This window comes from Chondromyces crocatus (genome assembly GCF_001189295.1).
In the GTDB taxonomy this organism is placed as follows: Bacteria; Myxococcota_A; Polyangia; order Polyangiales; family Polyangiaceae; genus Chondromyces; species Chondromyces crocatus.
Window position 1 is genome coordinate 11318748 of sequence record NZ_CP012159.1, and the last position, 19546, is coordinate 11338293.

The 19546-nt window shown below is 69.4% G+C and carries 8 protein-coding genes; 3 read left to right on the forward strand and 5 right to left on the reverse strand.

The window, feature by feature from the left end; translation table 11 throughout:
• Positions 1-253 precede the first annotated feature (253 nt).
• Positions 254-1267 carry a lipase family alpha/beta hydrolase gene (locus tag CMC5_RS41260; protein WP_281180801.1) on the forward strand — a complete coding sequence of 338 codons (1014 nt, stop codon included), beginning with the start codon at positions 254-256 and terminating at the stop codon, positions 1265-1267.
• Positions 1268-1382: 115 nt separating this feature from the next.
• On the forward strand, positions 1383-2432 hold the full coding sequence (locus CMC5_RS41265) for a lipase secretion chaperone (RefSeq protein WP_050435562.1): 1050 nt from the start codon (positions 1383-1385) through the stop codon (positions 2430-2432).
• A 54-nt stretch (positions 2433-2486) separates the two neighbouring features.
• Here the strand turns inward: CMC5_RS41265 and CMC5_RS41270 are convergent, their stop codons facing one another.
• From CMC5_RS41270 to CMC5_RS41290, 5 genes are all read right to left on the reverse strand, one after another.
• A complete protein-coding gene (locus CMC5_RS41270) occupies positions 2487-3410 on the reverse strand; it encodes a hypothetical protein (protein ID WP_156339274.1) in 924 nt (307 codons plus the stop codon).
• A 132-nt stretch (positions 3411-3542) separates the two neighbouring features.
• Positions 3543-4427: a hypothetical protein gene (locus CMC5_RS41275; protein ID WP_156339275.1), complete on the reverse strand. Its 885-nt coding sequence runs from the start codon at positions 4425-4427 to the stop codon at positions 3543-3545.
• A 61-nt stretch (positions 4428-4488) separates the two neighbouring features.
• On the reverse strand, positions 4489-5340 hold the full coding sequence (locus tag CMC5_RS41280) for a hypothetical protein (protein ID WP_050435565.1): 852 nt from the start codon (positions 5338-5340) through the stop codon (positions 4489-4491).
• A gap of 955 nt (positions 5341-6295) precedes the next feature.
• A complete protein-coding gene (locus CMC5_RS41285) occupies positions 6296-7087 on the reverse strand; it encodes an enoyl-CoA hydratase/isomerase family protein (protein ID WP_050435566.1) in 792 nt (263 codons plus the stop codon).
• 38 nt (positions 7088-7125) lie between these two features.
• Complete coding sequence (locus CMC5_RS41290; RefSeq protein WP_050435567.1) at positions 7126-8013, reverse strand: 3-hydroxyacyl-CoA dehydrogenase family protein; 888 nt, start codon at positions 8011-8013, stop codon at positions 7126-7128.
• 302 nt (positions 8014-8315) lie between these two features.
• Here CMC5_RS41290 and CMC5_RS41295 point away from each other — a divergent pair, with 302 nt between their 5' ends.
• Entirely contained in the window at positions 8316-19535 is an 11220-nt protein-coding gene (locus CMC5_RS41295) for a tetratricopeptide repeat protein (protein WP_082363335.1), read from the forward strand.
• Positions 19536-19546 lie beyond the last annotated feature (11 nt).

A 19546-nucleotide genomic window follows, 5' to 3' on the forward strand; every position in this document is an offset into this window, starting at 1 on the left:
TCGCCAGGGTGCGCACTTGAACGACTCCAGGGTGGATCGTGGAGGCTGGTACGTCGTTGTCCCACTGGATCTTTCAGGTCTCAGGTGGATGGGACCGTGGCTTGGTCGTTTTGCAGCACGGTCGCCCTCGCGACGGGCTGCGTCATGACCCGTTCCGTTGTGATGGCTTTTTGGTGGGCTGATCGCGGGTGACGCGTGGTGTCGGTGGCGGGCACATCGGTTGCGATGGAGCGCTGCGTCAGGAGGCAGGCGAATGAGCGAGCGGGATGCGAAGCAGTCGGTGATGGGTCGGTGGTTCGCGCGGGGCGCGGGGCTGCTGGTCCAGGCGGCGCTGGTGATGGGATGTGCCACAGCGCCGGTGGACGAGGCCGAGCAAGAGGTGGTGGAGAACGACAACGACGCGCTCTTCAATGACAACTACGCGCAGACGAGGTACCCGATCGTCCTCGCGCACGGGATGGCGGGGTTCGACTCGCTGTTCGGGGTGCTCGACTATTTCCACGGCGTGGAGTCGACGCTGCGCTCCAGCGGCGCGCAGGTGTACGTGACGCAGGTGCCGGCGTTCAACACGACCGAGGAGCGCGGTGAGGCGCTGCTCGCGCAGGTGCAGAACATCGTCGCGCGGAGCGGCCGCGGGAAGGTGAACCTGATCGGGCACAGCCACGGCGGTCTGGACATCCGCTACGTCGCCTCCGTTCGTCCCGACCTCGTGGCGTCCGTGACGTCGGTCGGCTCGCCGCACCGCGGCGCAGAGCTGGCGACGTACCTGCGCGGTCAGGTCCGGCCGGGCGGGTTCACCGAAGGGGTGCTGTCGTATTTCGCCAACTCGCTGGGGACGGTGCTCGGGCTGCTGAGCGGTCACTCCAGCCAGCAGAACGCGCTGGGCGCGCTGCACGCGCTGTCGGCCGACGGGATGGCCCAGTTCAATGCGACGTACCCGGCAGGGATCCCGTCGACGAAGTGCGGCCAGGGCGCGTCGTCGGTCAACGGGGTGAAGTACTACTCGTGGTCGGGGACGGGCGTGGTGACGAACGTGCTCGACGCGGGCGACTACGCTTTCGGCCTGACGCGGCTGTTCTACAACGAGGCGAACGACGGGCTGGTCGGCCAGTGCAGCTCGCACCTCGGGACGGTGCTGCGCGACGATTACTACATGAACCACCTCGACGAGGTGAACCAGCTCGTCGGCATCACGGCGCTCTTCACGACGGATCCGAAGTCGGTGTTCCGGTCGCACGCGAACCGGCTGAAGAACTCGGGTCTGTGAGCAGCGAGGGCGGGCGGCGCCGCGGTGAGCGGGCCGCCCGCTGATCCCTCGGCGGGTGCTTCGCCAGCGAGGTCGACTCGCCAGCGAGGACGACTCGCCAGCAAGGAGGCGCGGCGTGGCGGCGAGATGGCAGAAGGCGGTCGGGGCGGGGGTGCTCGTCGCAGGCGCTGCGGCGCTCTGGCTCCACGGTGGCAATGCGTCGTCTTCGGGTCCGCTCGGCGCGTCTCGCGCGGAGGCGGCGGCGACGTCGGCGGGGACGCGGTCGCTCGGGTCACGCGCCACCGCACCTGCCGCGCTGCCGAGCGCGCAGAAGCCGGTGAGCGAGGGGGCCATCGCCGCGCAGTCACCGCGCTCCCTCCAGGGGACGGACGTCGACGACGCGCTGCGCGTCGACGATCGGGGGCGGCTGATCCTCGGGCCGGAGGTGATCCGGTTCTTCAACTACTTCCTGTCGGCGACGGGCGAGGAGTCGGACGAGACGATCCGGGCGCGGATCCTCGCGGCCATCCGCGAGCGGCTCGACGAGCCGGCGGCAGGTCAGGCGGAGGCGTTGCTCGGCAGGTACCTGGCGCTGCGCGAGGCGTCACGCGACATGAGCGACCGGCTGACGCAGGAGGCGGAGCCGTCGGCGCGGCTGGAGGTCATCCGGCGGATGCGGCGGGAGCACTTCACGTCGGACGAGGCGGAGGCGCTGTTCGGCGCCGAGGAGCAGGAGTCCTCGGTGGCGGCAGCGCAGAGCGAGGTGATGCGCAACGAGCGTCTGTCGGCCGAGGAGCGGGACGCGAAGCTGGACGCGCTGGAGGCGCAGCTGCCCGAGGCAGCGCGGGAGGCGCGTGCAGAGGCGAGGCGGCCCGCCGAGCAGCTCGCCGAGGAAGAGGCGATGCGGGCAGAGGGGGCGACGGCCGCGGAACTCCACAAGCACCGGGTGGCGACGGTGGGCGTCGAGGCGGCGGGGCGGTTGCAAGCGCTGGATCAGGAGCGCAATGCCTGGGAGCAGCGGCTGGAGGCGTTCCGGCAAGAGCGGGAGAAGCTCACGCGCGCAATGGGCGACGGTGACGCGCAGACGGTGGCGGTGCTCGGTCTGCTGGAGCGGTCGTTCTCACCGCCGGAGCAGCTGCGGGTGCGGGCGATGCTGAAGATGCGGGGCGAGCCGATCGAGATGTGAGGTGGTGGGTCGCCGGGCCAGCAGGCGCGGGGCCATTGCGCCAGCGGAGGGCGGTCAGTTGCGCCAGCAGGCGAGACCCATCAGCTGGCCGAGTCCGCTGCTCACGGGCGCCCGCCCGACCTGGGCGCCGGTGGTCTGCTCGAAGGTGTAGAGGATCCGGTCACTGAGGACGATCAAGGTGCCATCCGTGTCGTTGGGCCAGAGGCCGTCCACCCAGCCGTCGAAGTTCTGGAGCGCGATGGTGGCGATGCTGTCGAACGCGGGGATTGGCTCCCGCTCGATGAAGCTCGTGGAGTGCCACGCCGAGAACAAGCTCGTGCGGCTGGCGGCGAAGACGAACAGGTTGTCGTTGTTGACCTGGAAGACTTCGGCGACCGAGCCCGCTCGAAGGTCGTCGAAGGTGGCATAGCGCTCGAGGTTGGACTCGAAGCTGTCGTAGGGTCTCACCAGCAGGCTGCCTTGCCAGGTGGTGATGGCGGTCACGCCACGGCTCATCGTGGCGGGCTCGATCACGCCGAGGTCCAGGGAAATGCGGGCAGCGCCGCGCTCGCCTTGGGGGAAGTAGAGATGGTTCCCCAGGACGCCGATGGAGCTGTTCTTCCACGCCGCCTGGAGGTCGCCATCGAGGAAATCGAAGAGGTGGCAGTGCTGCCCGGTGGCGGGGGAGACGACAGCCACACCCTTGTAGGCGGTGGTGACGCAGACGACGGGTTGCGCCGCGAGATCCGGGCAGCGTTGCTGGATGGGCTCGGGGACCGCTTCACCCGGCAGGCCACCGCCGGTGCCCGGGCCGCCGCCGCCCGTGCTCGCGGAGGAGGTCGGTGTCCCTGCACCACTCCCTGTCGTCCCGCTGGGGAAGCCACCCGCACCGCCTTCGCCGCCGCCAAGATCATGATCCACGACGACGATGCCGCCACAGGCTGTGGCGACGAAGAGGGCGAGCCCGGACGCGAGCCGCAGCATCCACGCGCTGTTCATGTGCATGTCGTTTCCGGAGCGGTGCAAGAGGCCCTGAGGGGCGTCAGGGTCGACAAGGAAGCTCGTGGGTAGCGTAGGCGAGAGGCTCCTCGGGAGACAAGAGCCGGGGATGAGCGCGCGGGATCGCTGGGCTCAAACGGGGTTGCGCCAGCAATGGAAGCCGCGCATCTGGGTGAGCGTGCTGTCCACCGGGACGCGGGACAGCAAGGCGCCGGTCTGTCGATCGAAGGTGTAGAAGGTGGCGCTGTCATCGAGCAGGAGCATCGTCCCGTCCACCTCGTTGGCCCACATGCCGTAAATCCAGTCGTCGTAGCCCTGGAGGTGGATGTCGGGGCGAGGCGCGAGGTCTGGCAGCGCATGCTCGGAGATCACGTCGTCCGCGTGCCAGGCGGAGTAGAGGCTGTTTGCGCCGCCTGAAATCATGAAGGGATGACGGCCGAACGAGGTGGTGCTCTCGGGCTCCACCACGCCGATCTCCTCGAACGAGCCGAAGGTCTCCAGCTCCTGGAAGCCCGAGTCGAAGCCGCGGAGGACCAGCAGCTTGTCGCCCCACGACGTCACCGCATCACAGGAGTACGGGGCCGAGAAGTCGAGGGTGGGATCGTCGAAGGCGCGGCGCTCCACCTGCGTGTAGCCGCACCAGTGAACGTGGTTGCCGATCACGCCAAGGGAGTTGCTGCCGTTCTCGTTCGCGCCGTACAGGGAGCAGTACCTGCCGTCCGACGGGGACACCACGAGCATGCCGTGCTCGGAGTTCGCGACGCACACGAGCGGCTGGTCCGCGATCTCCGGACAGGCACGGCGCACGCCTTCCGGCACGCTCCCAGCGCCACCTGCGCCCGAGGAGGAGCCCGAGTTCCCCGCGCCAGCACCACCTGTCCCACCAGAGGTGACGATGCCTCCCGCGGCCCCGGCGCCGTCGGAACTCCGAGCGTCGTTGTCGACGACGACGTTCCCTCCGCAGGCGATGGCGGCGAGACCGGAAGCGAGCAGCAAGAAGCCAAGGGCAGGGTGCATGGTCGTATCGTCTCCGAGAGCCTGCGGGGTGCGGTCGCGCGCCGCACGCCGCATGCCCGTGTCAGAGCGCATTGTGCCAGCAGTGGAGGCCGCGCTGGGGAAAGCCTTGCTCGCCGGGCGGGTGCTGGTCGAGGAGCTCTCCCGTATCGCGGTGGAAGACGTAGATCGTTCCATCGTTGAGCACGAGCACGGTCCGATCGGCCTCGTTCGTCCAGAGACCGTCGACCCAGGCGTCGAAGCCCTGCATGAGGGTGCCCGGGAGGACGGTGAAGTCCGGGGGCACCTCGTGCACGATCTCGCTCGTCGCGTGCCAGGCGCTCGACAGGACGTTCGGGCCGCCAGAGATGACCGAGTTCATGAAAAAGCTCGGGCTGGTGAACCAGAGGGTGCGCTCTTCGGGTCGATCGAAGTTTCGGTAGAACGACAGAAGCTGAGGTCCTTCCGCGAAATCCCCGAGGAACGCCACGCTGTCCTGCCACACGGTGACGGCCCAGCACGGTTCGGTGGGGATGATCTCGAAGCTGCCATCCTGGAGAGACAGGCGGCTCACGCCTTGCCCCATCTCGCACCAGTAGAGGTAATCCCCCAGCATGCCGATCGACGGTGCGTTCTGAGGTCCCTGATACCCCGGAGGACGACAGGCACTCCCGCGTCCAGGGGAGAAGACGATCAACGAGCCCCCCTCACCCGCAACGCAGACGAGGGGCTGCTGGGCTTGCTCGGGGCAAGCCGCCCAGAGGCTGTCGAGGCCGCCGCTGGAGCCGGTCCCGGGTGTCCCTGCGCCGACGCCCACACCGGGTCCCGTCCCCCCGGCGCCGCCAGCGCCGAGGTCGTGATCCACCACCACATTGCCGCCACAGGCCAGGCCGAAAAGGCCCGCGGCGAGCATCGAGATCCACGTCGTCTTGTTCATTGGAAAGGATCCAGCGACAGGTCGTCTCCGTGAAGCCGGGATGCGACGTGACGCTCGGACACGGATCGCGGACCGGAGGGAACATGCACGAGACACGATGTGCGCCGCGCCGTTCTCGACACGCATTGTGCCACCGATGGGCGCCGCGTTGGCGGAATGCGTGCCGCCGAGGGGCGACCCGCTGGCGGAACCCATGCAGCCTGCGCTGGTCACGGACTTCTCCGCTCTCTCGGGCGGATGCGGCTCACGGCCTCGTTCGCGCCATGTCCAGTCGTCCAGCCATCGAGGCCCTGCATGCAGGGGTTCGGCAGGTGAATCCTCGCCGCGTGCATGAGCTGTCAGCGCATCGTGCGATGGGGCTCGCCAGCATGGGGCGAAGGAGAAACGACGCGGATCCTCCGTGCACGAGGCAGCGCTCGAACCCGAGCAGGTGGGCAGGTGAAACCATTTCGCGACGAATGCGACATCGGTGTGTGCCCATTGCTCAGTCCGGGCATCGGCTGGTCGCTTTCTCGTCACTTTCGCTCGACAGAGCGAGGTGAGATGGCATGATGACTTTGCCGCGGGCGTTTCGGTCCGTCCCCCCCCGACCGAAATGCAGCGCGGCGCTAATTCGAGGCTCCGTGGGCGAAGCCCCTCCTCTTTGCTCACGGAAGCCGCCGCGCGCATGCCGATTCTTCCCCAAAAGTCGGTATGCGCGCGGCTTTTTCTTTGTCGGCTGGATGCTGCCCACCTGCATGGGAAGCCCGGCCAAGCGCAGAGAGCGGGCTCGGCGGACGAGGCAGCGCATGCATGCGCCTCGACGATGCCTGCACCAGCTCGGCGCTCGTCTTTTCGATGGGTGGATCCGGGGTGGATGCGCGGGGTGAGTCGGCCGCCGTGACCACGACGCGGCGGAGGTGTGCGTGGGTCCTGCCAGGCGCTGGACCCAGACCTTCGCGCGGCTTCGGCGTGACTACTTCCCGGTGAAGGTCGCTTTGCCCTTCTCCAGGAAGGCCTTCATGCCGGCCTTCTGATCCTCGCTCCCGAACAGCGTGGCGAACGCCTGCGCCTCCAGCTCGTTGGCGCTGACGAGATCGGTGCCTTCGCCGCGGAGGATGACCCGCTTGGCCGCGGCCACGGCGAGGGGGCCGCGGCTGGCGATCTTGAGGGCGATGTCGCGCACGCGGGAGAGCAGGTCGGCGGCCGGGTGGACAGCGTTGACGAGGCCGAGGGCGTGGGCCTGCTCGGCGGTGATCATGTCGCCGGTGTAGATGAGCTCGCGAGCGCGGCCCGGGCCGATGCGCCGGGTGAGCCGCTGGGTGCCACCGAAGCCCGGGATGACGCCGAGGTTGACCTCGGGCTGGCCGAGCTTGGCGCCCTCCGCCGCGTGGATGAAGTCGCAGGCGAGGGCCAGCTCGCAGCCGCCGCCGAGGGCGGCGCCGTTCACCGCGGCGATGACCGGGAAGGGCGCGTCTTCGATCAGAGCGCAGAGGCGGTGGCCGAGCTCGGCGAAGCGCCGCGCCTCGACGCTGTTCATGGCGGCCATCTCGGCGATGTCCGCGCCAGCGACGAAGGCGCGGCCGGCGCCGGTGAGCACGGCGGCGCGGACCTCGGACGGTGCAGGCGCGTCGATGAGCGCCTGGAAGGCCTGGGTGAGCTCGCGAAGGACCGTCGGGTTGAGGGCGTTCAGCTTGTCAGGGCGCTGGATGGTCACGATGGCGAGGTGGCCGTCGCGCTCGACCGTGACGAGAGAGGTGGTGGACATCGTTGGTTCTCCTCGGAAACGGGGGTGGGCAGGGGTGCTCAGACGGCGCGGCCGGTGCGCTGGCCCTTGGCGTCGTAAATGTAGAAGCCGCGGCCCGTCTTGCGGCCGTACCACCCGGCGGCGACGAGGTTCCGGAGGAGCACGGGGGGGCGGTACTTGGAGTCACCCAGCTCCCGGTGGAGGACCTCGGCGATGGCGAGCACGGTGTCCAGGCCGATGAGGTCCGCGAGTTCGAGGGGGCCCATGGGGTGGTTGAGGCCGAGGCGCGCGCCGGCGTCGATGTCTTCAGGCTCGCCGATGCCTTCCTGGAGGACGAAGCAGGCCTCGTTGAGGAACGGGATGAGCATGCGGTTCACGATGAAGCCGGGCTGGTCCTTCGAGACGATGACCGTCTTGCCGAGCCGCTCCGAGAGGGCGCGGACGGTCGTGTAGGTGGCTTCGGAGGTCTGCACGCCGCGGACGATCTCCACGAGCTTCATGAGGGGAACGGGGTTCATGAAGTGCATGCCGATCACGAGATCGGGGCGCTTGGTGGCACCGGCGAGGCGGGTGATCGAGATCGAGGAGGTGTTGGAGGCCAGGATGGCGCCCGCCGGGAGGGCCGCGTCGGCGCGTCGGAAGAGGTCGAGCTTGAGATCGACGTTCTCGGTGGCCGCTTCGACCGCCATGTCCGTCGTCGCGAGATCCTCCATGCCGCCGGCAGGCGTGATGCGGTCGAGGAGATCCTGACGCGCCTCCGCCGTCATCTTTCCCTTGTCTACCTGCTTGCCCAGGATGGACGCGATCTGGCCCTTGCCAGACTCCGCCACGTCCCGGCTCACATCACAGAGGAGCACTTCCAGCCCGGCGGAAGCCGCCACCTGGGCGATGCCCCGCCCCATCTGCCCCGCCCCGATGACCCCGAGCCGCCTGATCGTCGTTTCCATGGCGGGGCCTGATAGCCGAACCAGGGCCCGCCGTGAACCGCCGGACGGCGGACGGCTCCCGAGCCTTGAAACCGCGACAGGGAGGGGGCTATCTTCGCTGCCCCAGTGGAAGCTCACGATGTCGGCGGGCGCCGCACGAGGGCGTCGACCCAGCGGTCCAAAGCGAGCCGACGTGTGCTGACGCCGGGGCGGGCAGTGGATGGTTCTGGGCTGAGCGTGGTCGCGATTTCCGCCGACCGTCGTGCTGGTGTGCGCGGCGGTGCAGCGGGGCCGGAGAAATGATGAGCGTTGAGACGATTCGCATGGCGCTCGGGCGCCTGCAGGACGAGCCGGAAAACGATGCTGCCTGGAAGGAGCTCGAGGACGCCGTCACGGCCCCGGGCGTGAGCGAGACCGACGTGGAGCGGCTTCTCGGCGCAGCACGGGCCAAGCACGAGCAGCGCCGCGAGTGGGGCGCTGTCGCACGGATGCTCGAGCTGGAGATCGCGCTGTCCTCCGGTGGCGCCGTGGAAGCGCCGATGCAGGCGGAGCTCGCGCGGATCTACAGCGAGGAGCTGATCGACGTCGATCACGCCGACGCCGCCTACAAGCGCCTGCTCGAGCTGCGTCCAGGCGACACGACCGCGACGGAGGCCCTGGAGGGCTCCGACGTGAAGCGCGAGAAGTGGCGCGAGCTGATGGAGCGCTACGTGAGCGAGGCCGAGGCGGCGACCGACGACGCCTTCCGGAGCATGCTCTACACGAGCGCTGCCGACGTGGCCTACCGCTACGGCCGGGACGAGGCGGCGGAGAAGGTGCGCTCGTACCTGGAGGAGGCCCTCGACCGCGACCGGAAGAACCGGCGCGCGACGGCGCTCGCGGAGCTGGCCTTCGCGGCGTCGGGCGAGTGGGAGATGGTCGCCCGGGTCCAGGGCATCGTGCTCTCCGAGGGGCAGCAGAAGGAGGACCGGGTCGCCGCCGGGTTGCGCGCCGGGCGCACGCTCGCGAAGCGGCTGAGCGATCAGCCGCGGGCGGTGGCGATCTACAAGCAGGTGCTCGATCTGGCCCCGGGTCAGGCGGAGGCGATGTCGTTCCTCGCCGAGGCTTACTCGGAGGCGTGCGACTGGGACCGGCTCGTCGCGCTGTACGAGGACCAGCTCCGCGGCGGCGGCGTGAAGTCCGGCGAGGAGCTGGGCATGCTGGTGCAGATCGCGATGGTGCACTGGCGGATGCGGGAGCAGCCGGAGGCGGCCGAGCCCTACTTCGACCGGGTGCGCCGGGCGGATCCGACCCACGAGGGGATGATCGGCTTCTTCCGCGAGCTGTGCCAGGAGCGCGGTGACACGGGACGGCTGAGCACCATCCTCACCGACGCGCAGCGGGCGCTGCCCGAAGGACCGCAGCGCAGGGCGCTCGCGACGGAGATTGCGCGGATCGCCGAGTCCACGGAGAACGCGGCGAAAGCGATCGATCAATACAAGGCGGTGCTGCGGGCCGACCCGGAGAGCAAGGAGGCGCGCGACGCGCTGAAGCGGCTCTACCTGCAGACCGAGGGGTACAACGCGCTGGTCGAGCTGTACCGCTGGGACCTGGAGAAGACGCCCGCCGAGGACGCCGCTGGCCGCGCCGCGGTGCTCCGCGAGATCGCGAGGATCTACCGCGACCACGCCCGCAACGACGCGGCGCTGGTGACGGTGCTCACGCAGCTCGTGCAGCTCGACGACAAGGACATCGACGCGGTCCGGGAGCTGACGACGATCTACGAGGGGCTCGGGCGCTGGCGCGATCTGCTGCAGTACCAGCAGCGCCTCGCGGAGCTGACCACGGACGACACCGAGAAGGCCGATCTGTACCGGGCGGTGGCTCGGCGGTGGATCGATCAGTTCTCGAACGTGCAGAACGCGATCACCGCCTACGAGGCGCTCTTGCAGGTCGAGGGCTCCGACGAGGAGGCGCAGCAGAAGCTTCGCGAGCTGTACCTGAAGCGGCGCGCATGGCCGCAGCTCTACGCCCTGTACGAGCGGCAGGTCGCCAGCGCGGAGGGCGAGGCGCGCATCGAGCTGCTCGGTGAGATGGCGAAGCTCGCGGCGGAGCGGCTCGACCGAGGGGCCGACGCCATCGCGCTGCAGAAGCAGATCCTGGAGCTGGAGCCGGGGACGGCCGGGGTGCTCGACACGCTGGAGAAGCTTGCCGAGCGCGAGAAGGACTTCGCCACCGTGGCGGAGGTGCTGGAGCGCCGGGTGGAGCTGGCGACGGACGACGCAGGACGGCTCAGCGCGCTGCAGAAGCTCGGCGCCGTCTACGCGGAGCGGCTGAAGGACGGGACGGCAGCGGCGCGGACGTGGCGACGGGTGCTCACGCTGTCGCCGGGACACGCGCGCGCGCTGCGGGTGCTGCGCGATACGTACTTCACGGCCGGCGACTGGGATGGGCTGGAGGAACTCTACGCTTCGCAGCGTGACTGGGAGGGGCTGGTCGACTTCCTGTCGACGGCCGCCGACAAGGCGTCGGATCCTCAGACGAAGCTCGACATCTCGTTCCGTGCAGCGCGCATCTTCGAGGAGGAGTTGAAGGCGCCGGAACGCGCAGCGCGCTCGTACGAGCGGGTCCTCACGGTGTCGCCTCGGGACGCACGCGCCGCCGCGGCGCTGGTACCGATCTACGAGAAGGAAGAGAAGTGGTCCCGTCTGCCGGCGCTCTACGAGATCCTGCTCGAGACCACGGTGGAGATCGAGACCAAGGTCGAGATTCTGCGGAAGCTCGCCGCGGTCACCGGCGAGCCGCTTTCGGACAAGGCGAGTGCGGTGGGGTACGCGCGGCGCGCCTACGAGCTGCAGCCGGACGACGAGGGGCTGGGGTTGCTGGAGGCCTGGTCCCGCGCGGCGTCGAACTGGGGGCCGTTCGTGGAAGCCGTCGAGGGGAGGCTCCGCCAGGCGGAGGACCTGGCTCCTGACGCGAGGAGGAGCCTGCAGCTCAAGCTCGCCGAGGTCTACGCCCGCGAGATGGGCAAGCTGGACGAGGCGGTCTTGGTCTACCGGGCGCTCGTCGAGGAGGATCCCTCCGACGCCGACACCGTGCAGGCGCTCGATGAGCTGCTCCGCGCAAGCGCGCGCAAGGAGGATCTGCGCTGGCTCTTCGACCTGCGCGCCAACCAGGTCGAGGGAGAGGATCGCGCGGAGATCCTGGAGGAGTGGGCGACGCTCGAGGAGGAGGTATTCGGCGATGCGTCGAAGGCCATCGAGCTGCTCCGGAAGGTGACGGCGCTGGTGCCGAGCCGGAGCGAGTCGCTGCGGGCGCTGTCGCGCTTGCTGACGGCTGCGGGTGAGTTCGAGGCGGCGGCCGAGGTGGTGGCCGCGCACCGCGACAACAGCGAGGGCGAGGACCGGGCGCGGCGCGAGATCGAGCTGGCCGGGCTCTACCTCGACCGGCTGGCGCGGCCCGTCGACGCCTTCGAGGCATGCGTGCGGGCGCTCGAGATCGAGGCGCACGACGGCGATGCCATCGCCATCCTGGGTCGCCTGATGGAGAAGCCGGAGACGCGCGCACGCGCAGCTCAGGTGCTCTCCACCGAGTACGCCGAGATCGGGGATCCGAGGCGGGAGGCGACGGCGCTGCGGGTGCTCCTCGAGAGCGAGCAGGACGCAGAGCAGCGCCGTGAGCTGTACCTGCGCCTGGCGATCGTGGAGGAGTCGAAGCTGCGGGCGGCCGGCACGGCGTTCGACGTGTTGCTGCGTGCGCTGCACGACTTCTCGGACGATCTGGTGCTCTGGGATCGGGCGGCGGAGCTGGCGCAGCGCGCGGGACGCCCGACCGATCTGGCCGAGGCCTACCGGCTGCACCTGGTCGCCGGACGCACGGAGGGAGACAAGGTGCTCGGTAGCTCCATCGAGGTGGAGCTGTGCGAGCGGGCGGCGAGCTTGCACGACGAGCAGCTCGGCGATCCGGAAGGGGCCATGCCCTACCTGGAGCGGGTCCTCGCCGTGGATCCCAACAACAACCGGGCGTTCAGCCGGTTGAAGCAGATCCTCACCAACGCGGAGCGGTGGGGTGAGCTCGAAGATCTCTACGACAAGGCGGCCAAGGCGACGACCGACCAGCAGGACCGGATCGAGCTGCTGAACGAGGTGGCGCTGATCGCCGAAGAGATCATCGGCGATGCGTCGAAGGCCATCGGGTACTACGAGCGGGTCCTGGCACTGGACGGGTTCCATGTGCCGTCGCTCGACGCGCTCGAGAAGCTCTACGAGCGCGAGGAGCGCTGGCAGGATCTGGCGACGCTGCTGGAGCGGCGGCTGGAGACGGCGACCGAGGAAGAGGGGGTGGACATCAAGCTCCACCTCGGCCGCATCTACCTGGATCGGCTGCTTCAGCCCGACCTCGCCCTGACGCACCTGGAGGACGTGCTGCGGCTGCGCCAGAACGACGCCGAGGCGCGCAGCCTGGTGGAGCGGGTGCTGGAGATCGGGAGCTTGCGGCTCCGGTCGGCCCGGGTGCTCGAGGTGGTGTACGAGGCGCGCGACGAGATCCGGCAGCTGGTCCGGGTGCTGGAGATCCGGCGAGAAGGCGCGACCGACGAGCTGGAGCGGCGGGAGCTGCTGCGGCGGATCAGCGTGCTCAGGGACGAGCGGCTGCGAGACGACGCTGGCGCGTTCGCGACGCTGTCGGAGCTGGTGCCGCTCGAACCGGAAGATCCGGCGGCGCGGTCGCGGCTGCTGGAGATCGGGCGGCGGCTCGGCGCGCACGAGCAGGTGGCCACGGTGCTCACCGCAGCGGGCGACGCATGCCCGACGCCGGTGACGCGGGGCGAGATCCTGATGGAGGTCGCCCGAATCTACGAAGATCTGCTCGACGATGCGGATCGGGCCGAGAAGGTCTACCGACGTGTCCTGGAGATCGACGCGAGCGATGCGCAGCTGGTGATCCCGGCGGCGCAAGCGCTGGGGCGCATCTACGCCTCGCGTGAGCAGCATCAGGCGCTGGCCGAGGTGCTGGGCATCGAGGTGCGTCTCGAGGACGATCCGGACACGCGGCGAGCACTCTACGAACGGATCGGCATCCTCTACGACACGGTGCTCGACGACCCGGCCAAGGCGATCGAAGCGTGGAGCGCTCGGTTGAGCGACGACGCGACGGACGCCTCCGCGCTCTCCGCGCTGGAGCGGTTGTACGAGCGCACGTCGCAGTGGCGCGAGCTCGTGGGCGTGCTCCGGGCGCGCGAGCAGTCGACGGACGACGGCGACGAGCGTCGTCGGGCGATGACGAAGGCCGCCGAGACCCTGGCGCACAAGCTGGCCGACGTCCCCGAGGCGATCAATGCCTGGCGGGCGGTGCTGGACGAGTTCGGGCCGGAGCGCTCGACCCTGGCTTCGCTGGAGACGCTCTACGAGCTGGACGAGCGGTGGGTCGAGCTGGCCGATGCGCTCGACGTGGATCTGTCGCTGACCGACGACACGAAGCTGCGGCTGGAGCTCCTGGCCAAGCTGGGTGATGTAAGGCGGCTGCACCAGAACGACGCCGAGGGGGCGCTGGACGCCTATCGGCAAGCGCTCACGCTGGATCGCTCGGACGTGCGTTGCCGCAAGGCGCTGGAGGCGATGCTGGAGCGCGAGGACGCGCGACGTGAGGCCGCCGAGACGCTGGAGCCTCTCTATGAGGACGATGGCGATGCGGAGCGGTTGCTGCGCGTGCTGGAGATCAAGGTCGAGACAGGGACCGAGGCGAGCGAGCGGCTGTCGACGCTGAACAAGGCGCTCCGTACCGCCGAAGGGCCGCTCGGCGACACCGCACGGGCCTTCAGCTACGCGCTGCGCGGCCTGAAGGAGGCCGCCGGCGAGCCCGAGGTCTCGAGCTGGATCGAGACGGTCGAGCGGCTCGGCGAGGTGACGGGGCGCTGGGCCGAGGTCTGCGCGCTGTTCGAGGAGATCGCACCGGAGATCCTCGACGGGGATGTGCAGCAGAACGTGCGCCTCCGGGTGGGCGAGCTGGCGCGCCACAAGCTGGCCGACCGCGATCGCGCCATCAACCAGTACCAGAAGGCGCTCGAAGCCCACGGCGACGACCGGCGGGCGATGATCGCCCTCGAGGAGCTGTATGGCGAGGCGGACGACGCGGAGAACCTGCTCCAGATCCTGAAGCTCCGGGTCGAGAACGCGGCAGACGACGACGAGAAGAAGCGGCTGCTCTTCCGCGTGGCGGATCTGCAGCGGGGTCCGCTCGGGGACAAGGAGGGGGCGATCTCGACGTACGAGGCGATCCTCGACATCACCCTCGACACGGTGGCCATCAAGGCGCTGGACACGCTCTACCGCGACGCGAGCCGCTACGAGGATCTGATCCGCCTCTACGAGCGCCAGCTCGACGCAGGCGGCGGTCCCGCCGAACTCGCAGAGTTGCACGTCAAGATCGCCCTGGTCGCGCACCAGCACACGGGCGATGTGCAGCGGGCGTTCGACGAGCTGTCGGAGGCGCTGCTCATCGAGCAGAGCCACGTCGGCGCGGTGACGCTCCTGGAGTCGATCCTGGAGAATGCCACCGATCCGGAGCACAAGGCGCGGGCCGGCGAGATGCTGGAGTCCGTGTACCTGCGCCGCGCGGACTGGAGTCGCGTGAAGGTGGCCCTCGACGCGCGCCTCACCGCGAGCCACGAGCCGGCGGAGCGCCGGGATCTGCTCCAGCGGCTGGCCACGCTGCACGAGGAGCAGCTCGAGGATTACCGCTCTGCGCTGGAGACGGTCGCGAAGCTCCTGCACGAAGACCTCACCGACGAGAGTGTGTGGGCGGAGCTGGAGCGCCTGGCGAAGGTGGCGAGCGCGGAGCGGCGGCTCGCCGAGATCTACGCCGCGGAGCTGAACGAGCTGTCCGGCGACGACGACTCGAGCGCGAAGCTCTGCCGCCGGACCGGCGAGATCTACGCCGACCTCGGTGAGGTGGCCGAGGCGCTCCGATGGTACCGGAGAGCGCACGAGTTCTCGCCGGAGTCGCGGGAGCTGTTCCTCGCCATCGATGGGCTGCTGACGAAAGAGCGGCGCCACAACGAGCGCATCGAGCTGTACCGGGCGTCGCTCGACCACCGCGACGGTCAGGATCGCCTCGACGCGCTGCACACGGTGGCAGAGCTGGAGCGCCGGGAGCTGGGTCAGCCGGCGCTGGCCATCGAGACCTACCGGGCTGCGCTCGACGTGGACGACAACGACACGCGGTCGCTCGATGCCTTGACCGAGCTGTACCGAGAGCTGGATCGCCCGCGGGATCTGGCCGATCTGTACCTGCGTCGGGCCGAGGCAGCGCCCGACGGGGAGCAAGCCGCGCCCTACCGGCTGTCGCTCGCCGAGATCCTCCGGACTCGTCTGGAAGACACCACCGGCGCGATCGATCAGCTCGAAGCGATCGTGACCGAGGTGCCGTGGCACACGGAGGCGATCAAGGCGCTGGAGGCGCTCGTCAACGACGGCGAGCACAAGGCGCGGGTGGTGGAGATCCTGAGGCCGCTCTACGAGCGGTCGGACGACTGGCGACACCTCATCCGCCTGAACGAGGAGCGGTTCGCGCTGGCGTCGGATCCCCAGGACAAGGTGGCCGTACTCCGCGAGACGGCGAAGCTCTGGGAGACCCGCGGCGGCGATGAGCTGAAGGCCATTCAGGCGCTGCGCGCCGCCTTCCGGATCGATCCCGACGATGGCGAGACGCGGGCGGAGCTGACCCGGCTGGCGTCTTCGCTGGGCGCCTGGGAGGAACTCGCCGAGAGCCTGGAGCAAGGGGCGCTGGACACGTCGGACGACCTGACGCGGCGAGAGCTGCTCACGTCGCTGGCCGGGATTTACGATCGCCAGATCGACGATCCTCGGCGCGCCCTCCGGGCGTACGAGCGCCTGAGCGCACTGGATGAGAGCGATCCGGAGCCGCTGGAGGCGATGGACACCCTCGCCGTGCTGCTCAGCGACTGGGGCACGCTGATCCGCGTGCTCGAGAAGAAGAGCGAGATGGCTTCGGACGAGGAGAACGCCTCCATCTGGCGGCGAATCGCCGAGACCAAGCTGGACATGATCGAGGACTCCGAGGGTGCCATCAGCGCCTACGAGCGAGCCCTGGAGTACGACGCGCAGAGCACGATGACCCTCGATGCGCTGATCAGCCTGTACGAGCCGCTCGACAAGGCGCAGCGGCTCGTGGAGCTGTACGCGCAGCGGGTGGAGCTGACCGAGCCCGACGAGGCCGATCTGCGCTACGACCTCAACGTGAGCGCGGCAGAGCGCTACGAGAAGGCGCTGGAGAGCCCGCGCGACGCGATCGCCTCGCTGAACGCTGCGCTGGAGGCGCGGGCGGGGGATCCGGCCGTGCTCAAGGCGCTCGAGCGGCTGTACCGCAATGAGCGCTTGTGGGACGAGCTGCTGGAGAACCTCAAGCAGCAGGCAGGAGCCGCGGAAGACACCGACACGCGGGTGGCGCTCAGGACCGCGATCGGCGACCTGTACGCGAGCGAGCTGCAGAGCCCCAGCGATGCGATCGAGCAGTACCAGCTCGTGCTGGGCGAGGCGCCGACGAACGACCACGCCATCAAGGCGGTGCGCGCAATCGGCGAGGCCCACGAGGATCTTCGCCTCGACGCGGCGAACGTCCTCGAGCCCGTGCTCCGCAACGCAGGCCGGTACGAGGAGCTGGCCGCGGCGCTCGAGCTGCGGCTTCGGGCGCAGACGGAGCCCTCGGACCGGGCCACCACCCTGCGCGCGATTGCGCTGGTGCAGGACGAGCAGCTGAGGCAGCCGCTCGAGGCCGAGGCCGCGCTGCTGCGCGCCCTGGAGGACACGCCGGACGACGTGACGCTCCACGAGGACATCGAGCGGCTCGCGGAACGCACCGAGGGCTTCGGTCGCTACTGCGATGCGCTCGCGCAGCGGGCCGGGGCGATCTTCGACGCGACGGTAGCGAAGGACCTGTGGCTCCGCGTCGGTCGCGTGGCCGAGGAGAAGCTGAAGGACGACCGCCGCAGCGTGGAGGCCTATGCCAAGGCGGTCGAGCACGCGGGCGACGAGCCCGAGCTGCTCGAGGCGCTCGATCGGCTCTATGGTCGCCTCGGTGACACGAAGGCGCTGGCCGACGTCCTCGAGCGTCGGGTCGCCGTCACCACCGACGAGCGAGAGCAGGCAGAGCTGTTCTACCGGCTCGCGGTGATCCAGATCGAGTCCTTCGACGACAAGTCGCAGGGGCTCGCGACGCTGCGCCAGTCGCTGGAGCGCGCCGTGGATCACGAGAAGGCGAGCGCCGCGCTCGAAGCGCTGACCGACAAGCCGGAGCTGTTCGAGGAGGCCGCGGAGGCGCTGGAGGGCGTCTACCGGACGCGCAACGACAACGCCTCGCTGGCGCGCCTCTACGAGAAGCGGATCCGCTCGGCACCGACCGGCGCGGACCGGGTGCGGCTGCGGCTCGAGCTGGCGAAGGTGCTGGAGGAGCGCGCCGGTGACGCGCGTGCCGCCCAGGAGACGCTCGAAAAGGCGCTCGTGGACGAGCCTGCAGACGCAGACGTGCTCGCGGAGCTGGAGCGGCTCGCTCCGATGACCGGTGGCTGGCAGAGCGCCGCAGCAGCCCTCGAGAAGGCGGTCCGTGAGGCCGAGGATCTCGACGGCGACACGGCACGCGATCTGTGGATGCGCATCGCCGAGTGGCAGAAGGACCACGTTGGCGAGCCGCGAGCAGCCGAGCGAGCCTTCGAGGAGGCGCTGAAGCACGACGCCAGCAGCGAGCACATCCTGCGGTCCATCGAGCAGATCCAGCGCGTACCTGGCAGAGAGCTGGATCTCGTCGCGACCTTGCGGCGGCTCGCGGCTCTCGACGGGATGGACGGTCAGGCGGCCGATCTTCGTCGCGAGGCGAAGCAGCTCGCCGAGGAGTCACTCAAGGACAAGGAGCTGGTCGAGGCGATCCTGCGGGAGATGATCGCCGACGACGAAGGCGACGCCTGGGCGCTGGCCGAGCTGACGAAGGTGCGCGAAGCGGCCAGTGACTGGAAAGAAGTCTACGGGCTCCTGGTCCGTCAGGCCGAGCTCGCCGCCGAGTCCACGCTGATCCGCGAGAAGCGTCACGCGGCGGCTTCGGTGGCGCGCGAGCGGCTCGGGGATCACGCAGGCGCCGTCGAACTCTATGAGACGATCTTCGAGGACGACCCCGCCGACGAGCCTGCGGCTCGGGCGCTCCGCGAGCTGTACGCAGCCACCGGGAAGTACAAGGAGCTGCTCAAGCTGCTGGAGCGACTCACCGACCTCGCCGAGACGCCGTCGGCACGCTCCGCGCTGCGGCTGGAGAGCGCGGAGCTCTGCCTCACCCGGCTCGATGCGGTCAGTGAAGCCACGGAGCACCTGCGCGCGGTGCTCGACGAGGAGCCGGAGAATGACAAGGCGACCGCCTTGCTCGCTCAGCTCCTGGAGAAGACGGGCCGCGACCAGGAGCTGTCGGATCTGTTCGTGCGTCAGATCGACCTGGCGAAGGAGCGGAACGACGTCGCCGCAGAGCTGCTCTACAGCGTCCGTCTGGGCGAGGTGTACGAGAAGCGGCTGAACGATACGGGTCGAGCCATCGAGTCGTACCGAGCGGTCCTCGAGCGCGAGCCGCGACACAAGGAGGCGCTGCTCTCGCTGGCGAGGCTCTACGAACAGAAGGGCGACAAGGCTGCCGCCGCCGAGCAGCTCGAGGTGGTCCTCGCCGACACGAGCGGCGCCGACGCGGTGACCATCGCACTCCGGCTCGCGGACCTGCACCGCGCGCTCAGCGACGAGGCAGCCGTCCGACGGGTCCTGGAGCGCGGACTCTCCGCGGACCAGACGGCGACGGAGGTCCGGAAGCGCCTGCTCTCACTCTACGAGAAGCAGGAGGCGTGGACCGAACTCGCCGACCTCATCACCGGCGATGCCGACGCCGCGAGCGAGGCCCCCGAGAAGGTGAGCCTCTACCGGAAGGCCGCGCAGATCCACATGGAGAAGCGCAGCGATCCAGGGAGGGCGGCGGAGCTGCTGGAGAAGGCCTCCGATCTCCAGAAGGGCGATCGCGATCTGCTCCTCGCACTCTGCGACGCGTACAGCGCATCAGGTCGGGGGCAGAAGGCCGCCGAGGCCCTCCAGAAGATCATCGAGTCCTACGGGGGTCGTCGATCCAAGGAGCTGGCAGCCATCCACCACCGCCTCTCCAAGGCGTACCTGGCCGATGGTCAGCAGGAGAAGGCGCTGGCCGAGCTGGACACGGCGTTCAAGATCGATCCGGGCTCGATCGCCATCCTGCGCGAGCTCGGGGTGCTCTCGCTGTCGCTGGCAGGCTCGACCGAGGACAAGGTCAAGGAAGGCCACCTGGATCGCGCCCAGAAGACCTTCCGCGCGCTGCTCTTGCAGAAGCTCGATGACAGCGCGCCGATCACCAAGGCCGAGGTCTTCTACTACCTCGGCGAGATCAGCCACCGGCAGGGTGACGACAAGAAGGCCATCCAGATGCTGGAGCGCGCCCTGGACAGCAACAAGGAGCTCGCCATCGCCAAGGAGCTGATGGCAAAGCTCAAGAAATAGCGTCACCCTCC

Bases quoted from the DNA above. Each gene is read 5' to 3' on its own strand.
- CMC5_RS41260 (WP_281180801.1), top strand. From the start codon at position 254: ATGAGCGAGCGGGATGCGAAGCAGTCGGTGATGGGTCGGTGGTTCGCG.
- CMC5_RS41270 (WP_156339274.1), bottom strand. From the start codon at position 3,410: ATGAACAGCGCGTGGATGCTGCGGCTCGCGTCCGGGCTCGCCCTCTTC.
- CMC5_RS41275 (WP_156339275.1), bottom strand. From the start codon at position 4,427: ATGCACCCTGCCCTTGGCTTCTTGCTGCTCGCTTCCGGTCTCGCCGCC.
- CMC5_RS41280 (WP_050435565.1), bottom strand. From the start codon at position 5,340: ATGAACAAGACGACGTGGATCTCGATGCTCGCCGCGGGCCTTTTCGGC.
- CMC5_RS41285 (WP_050435566.1), bottom strand. From the start codon at position 7,087: ATGTCCACCACCTCTCTCGTCACGGTCGAGCGCGACGGCCACCTCGCC.
- CMC5_RS41290 (WP_050435567.1), bottom strand. From the start codon at position 8,013: ATGGAAACGACGATCAGGCGGCTCGGGGTCATCGGGGCGGGGCAGATG.
- CMC5_RS41295 (WP_082363335.1), top strand. From the start codon at position 8,316: ATGGCGCTCGGGCGCCTGCAGGACGAGCCGGAAAACGATGCTGCCTGG.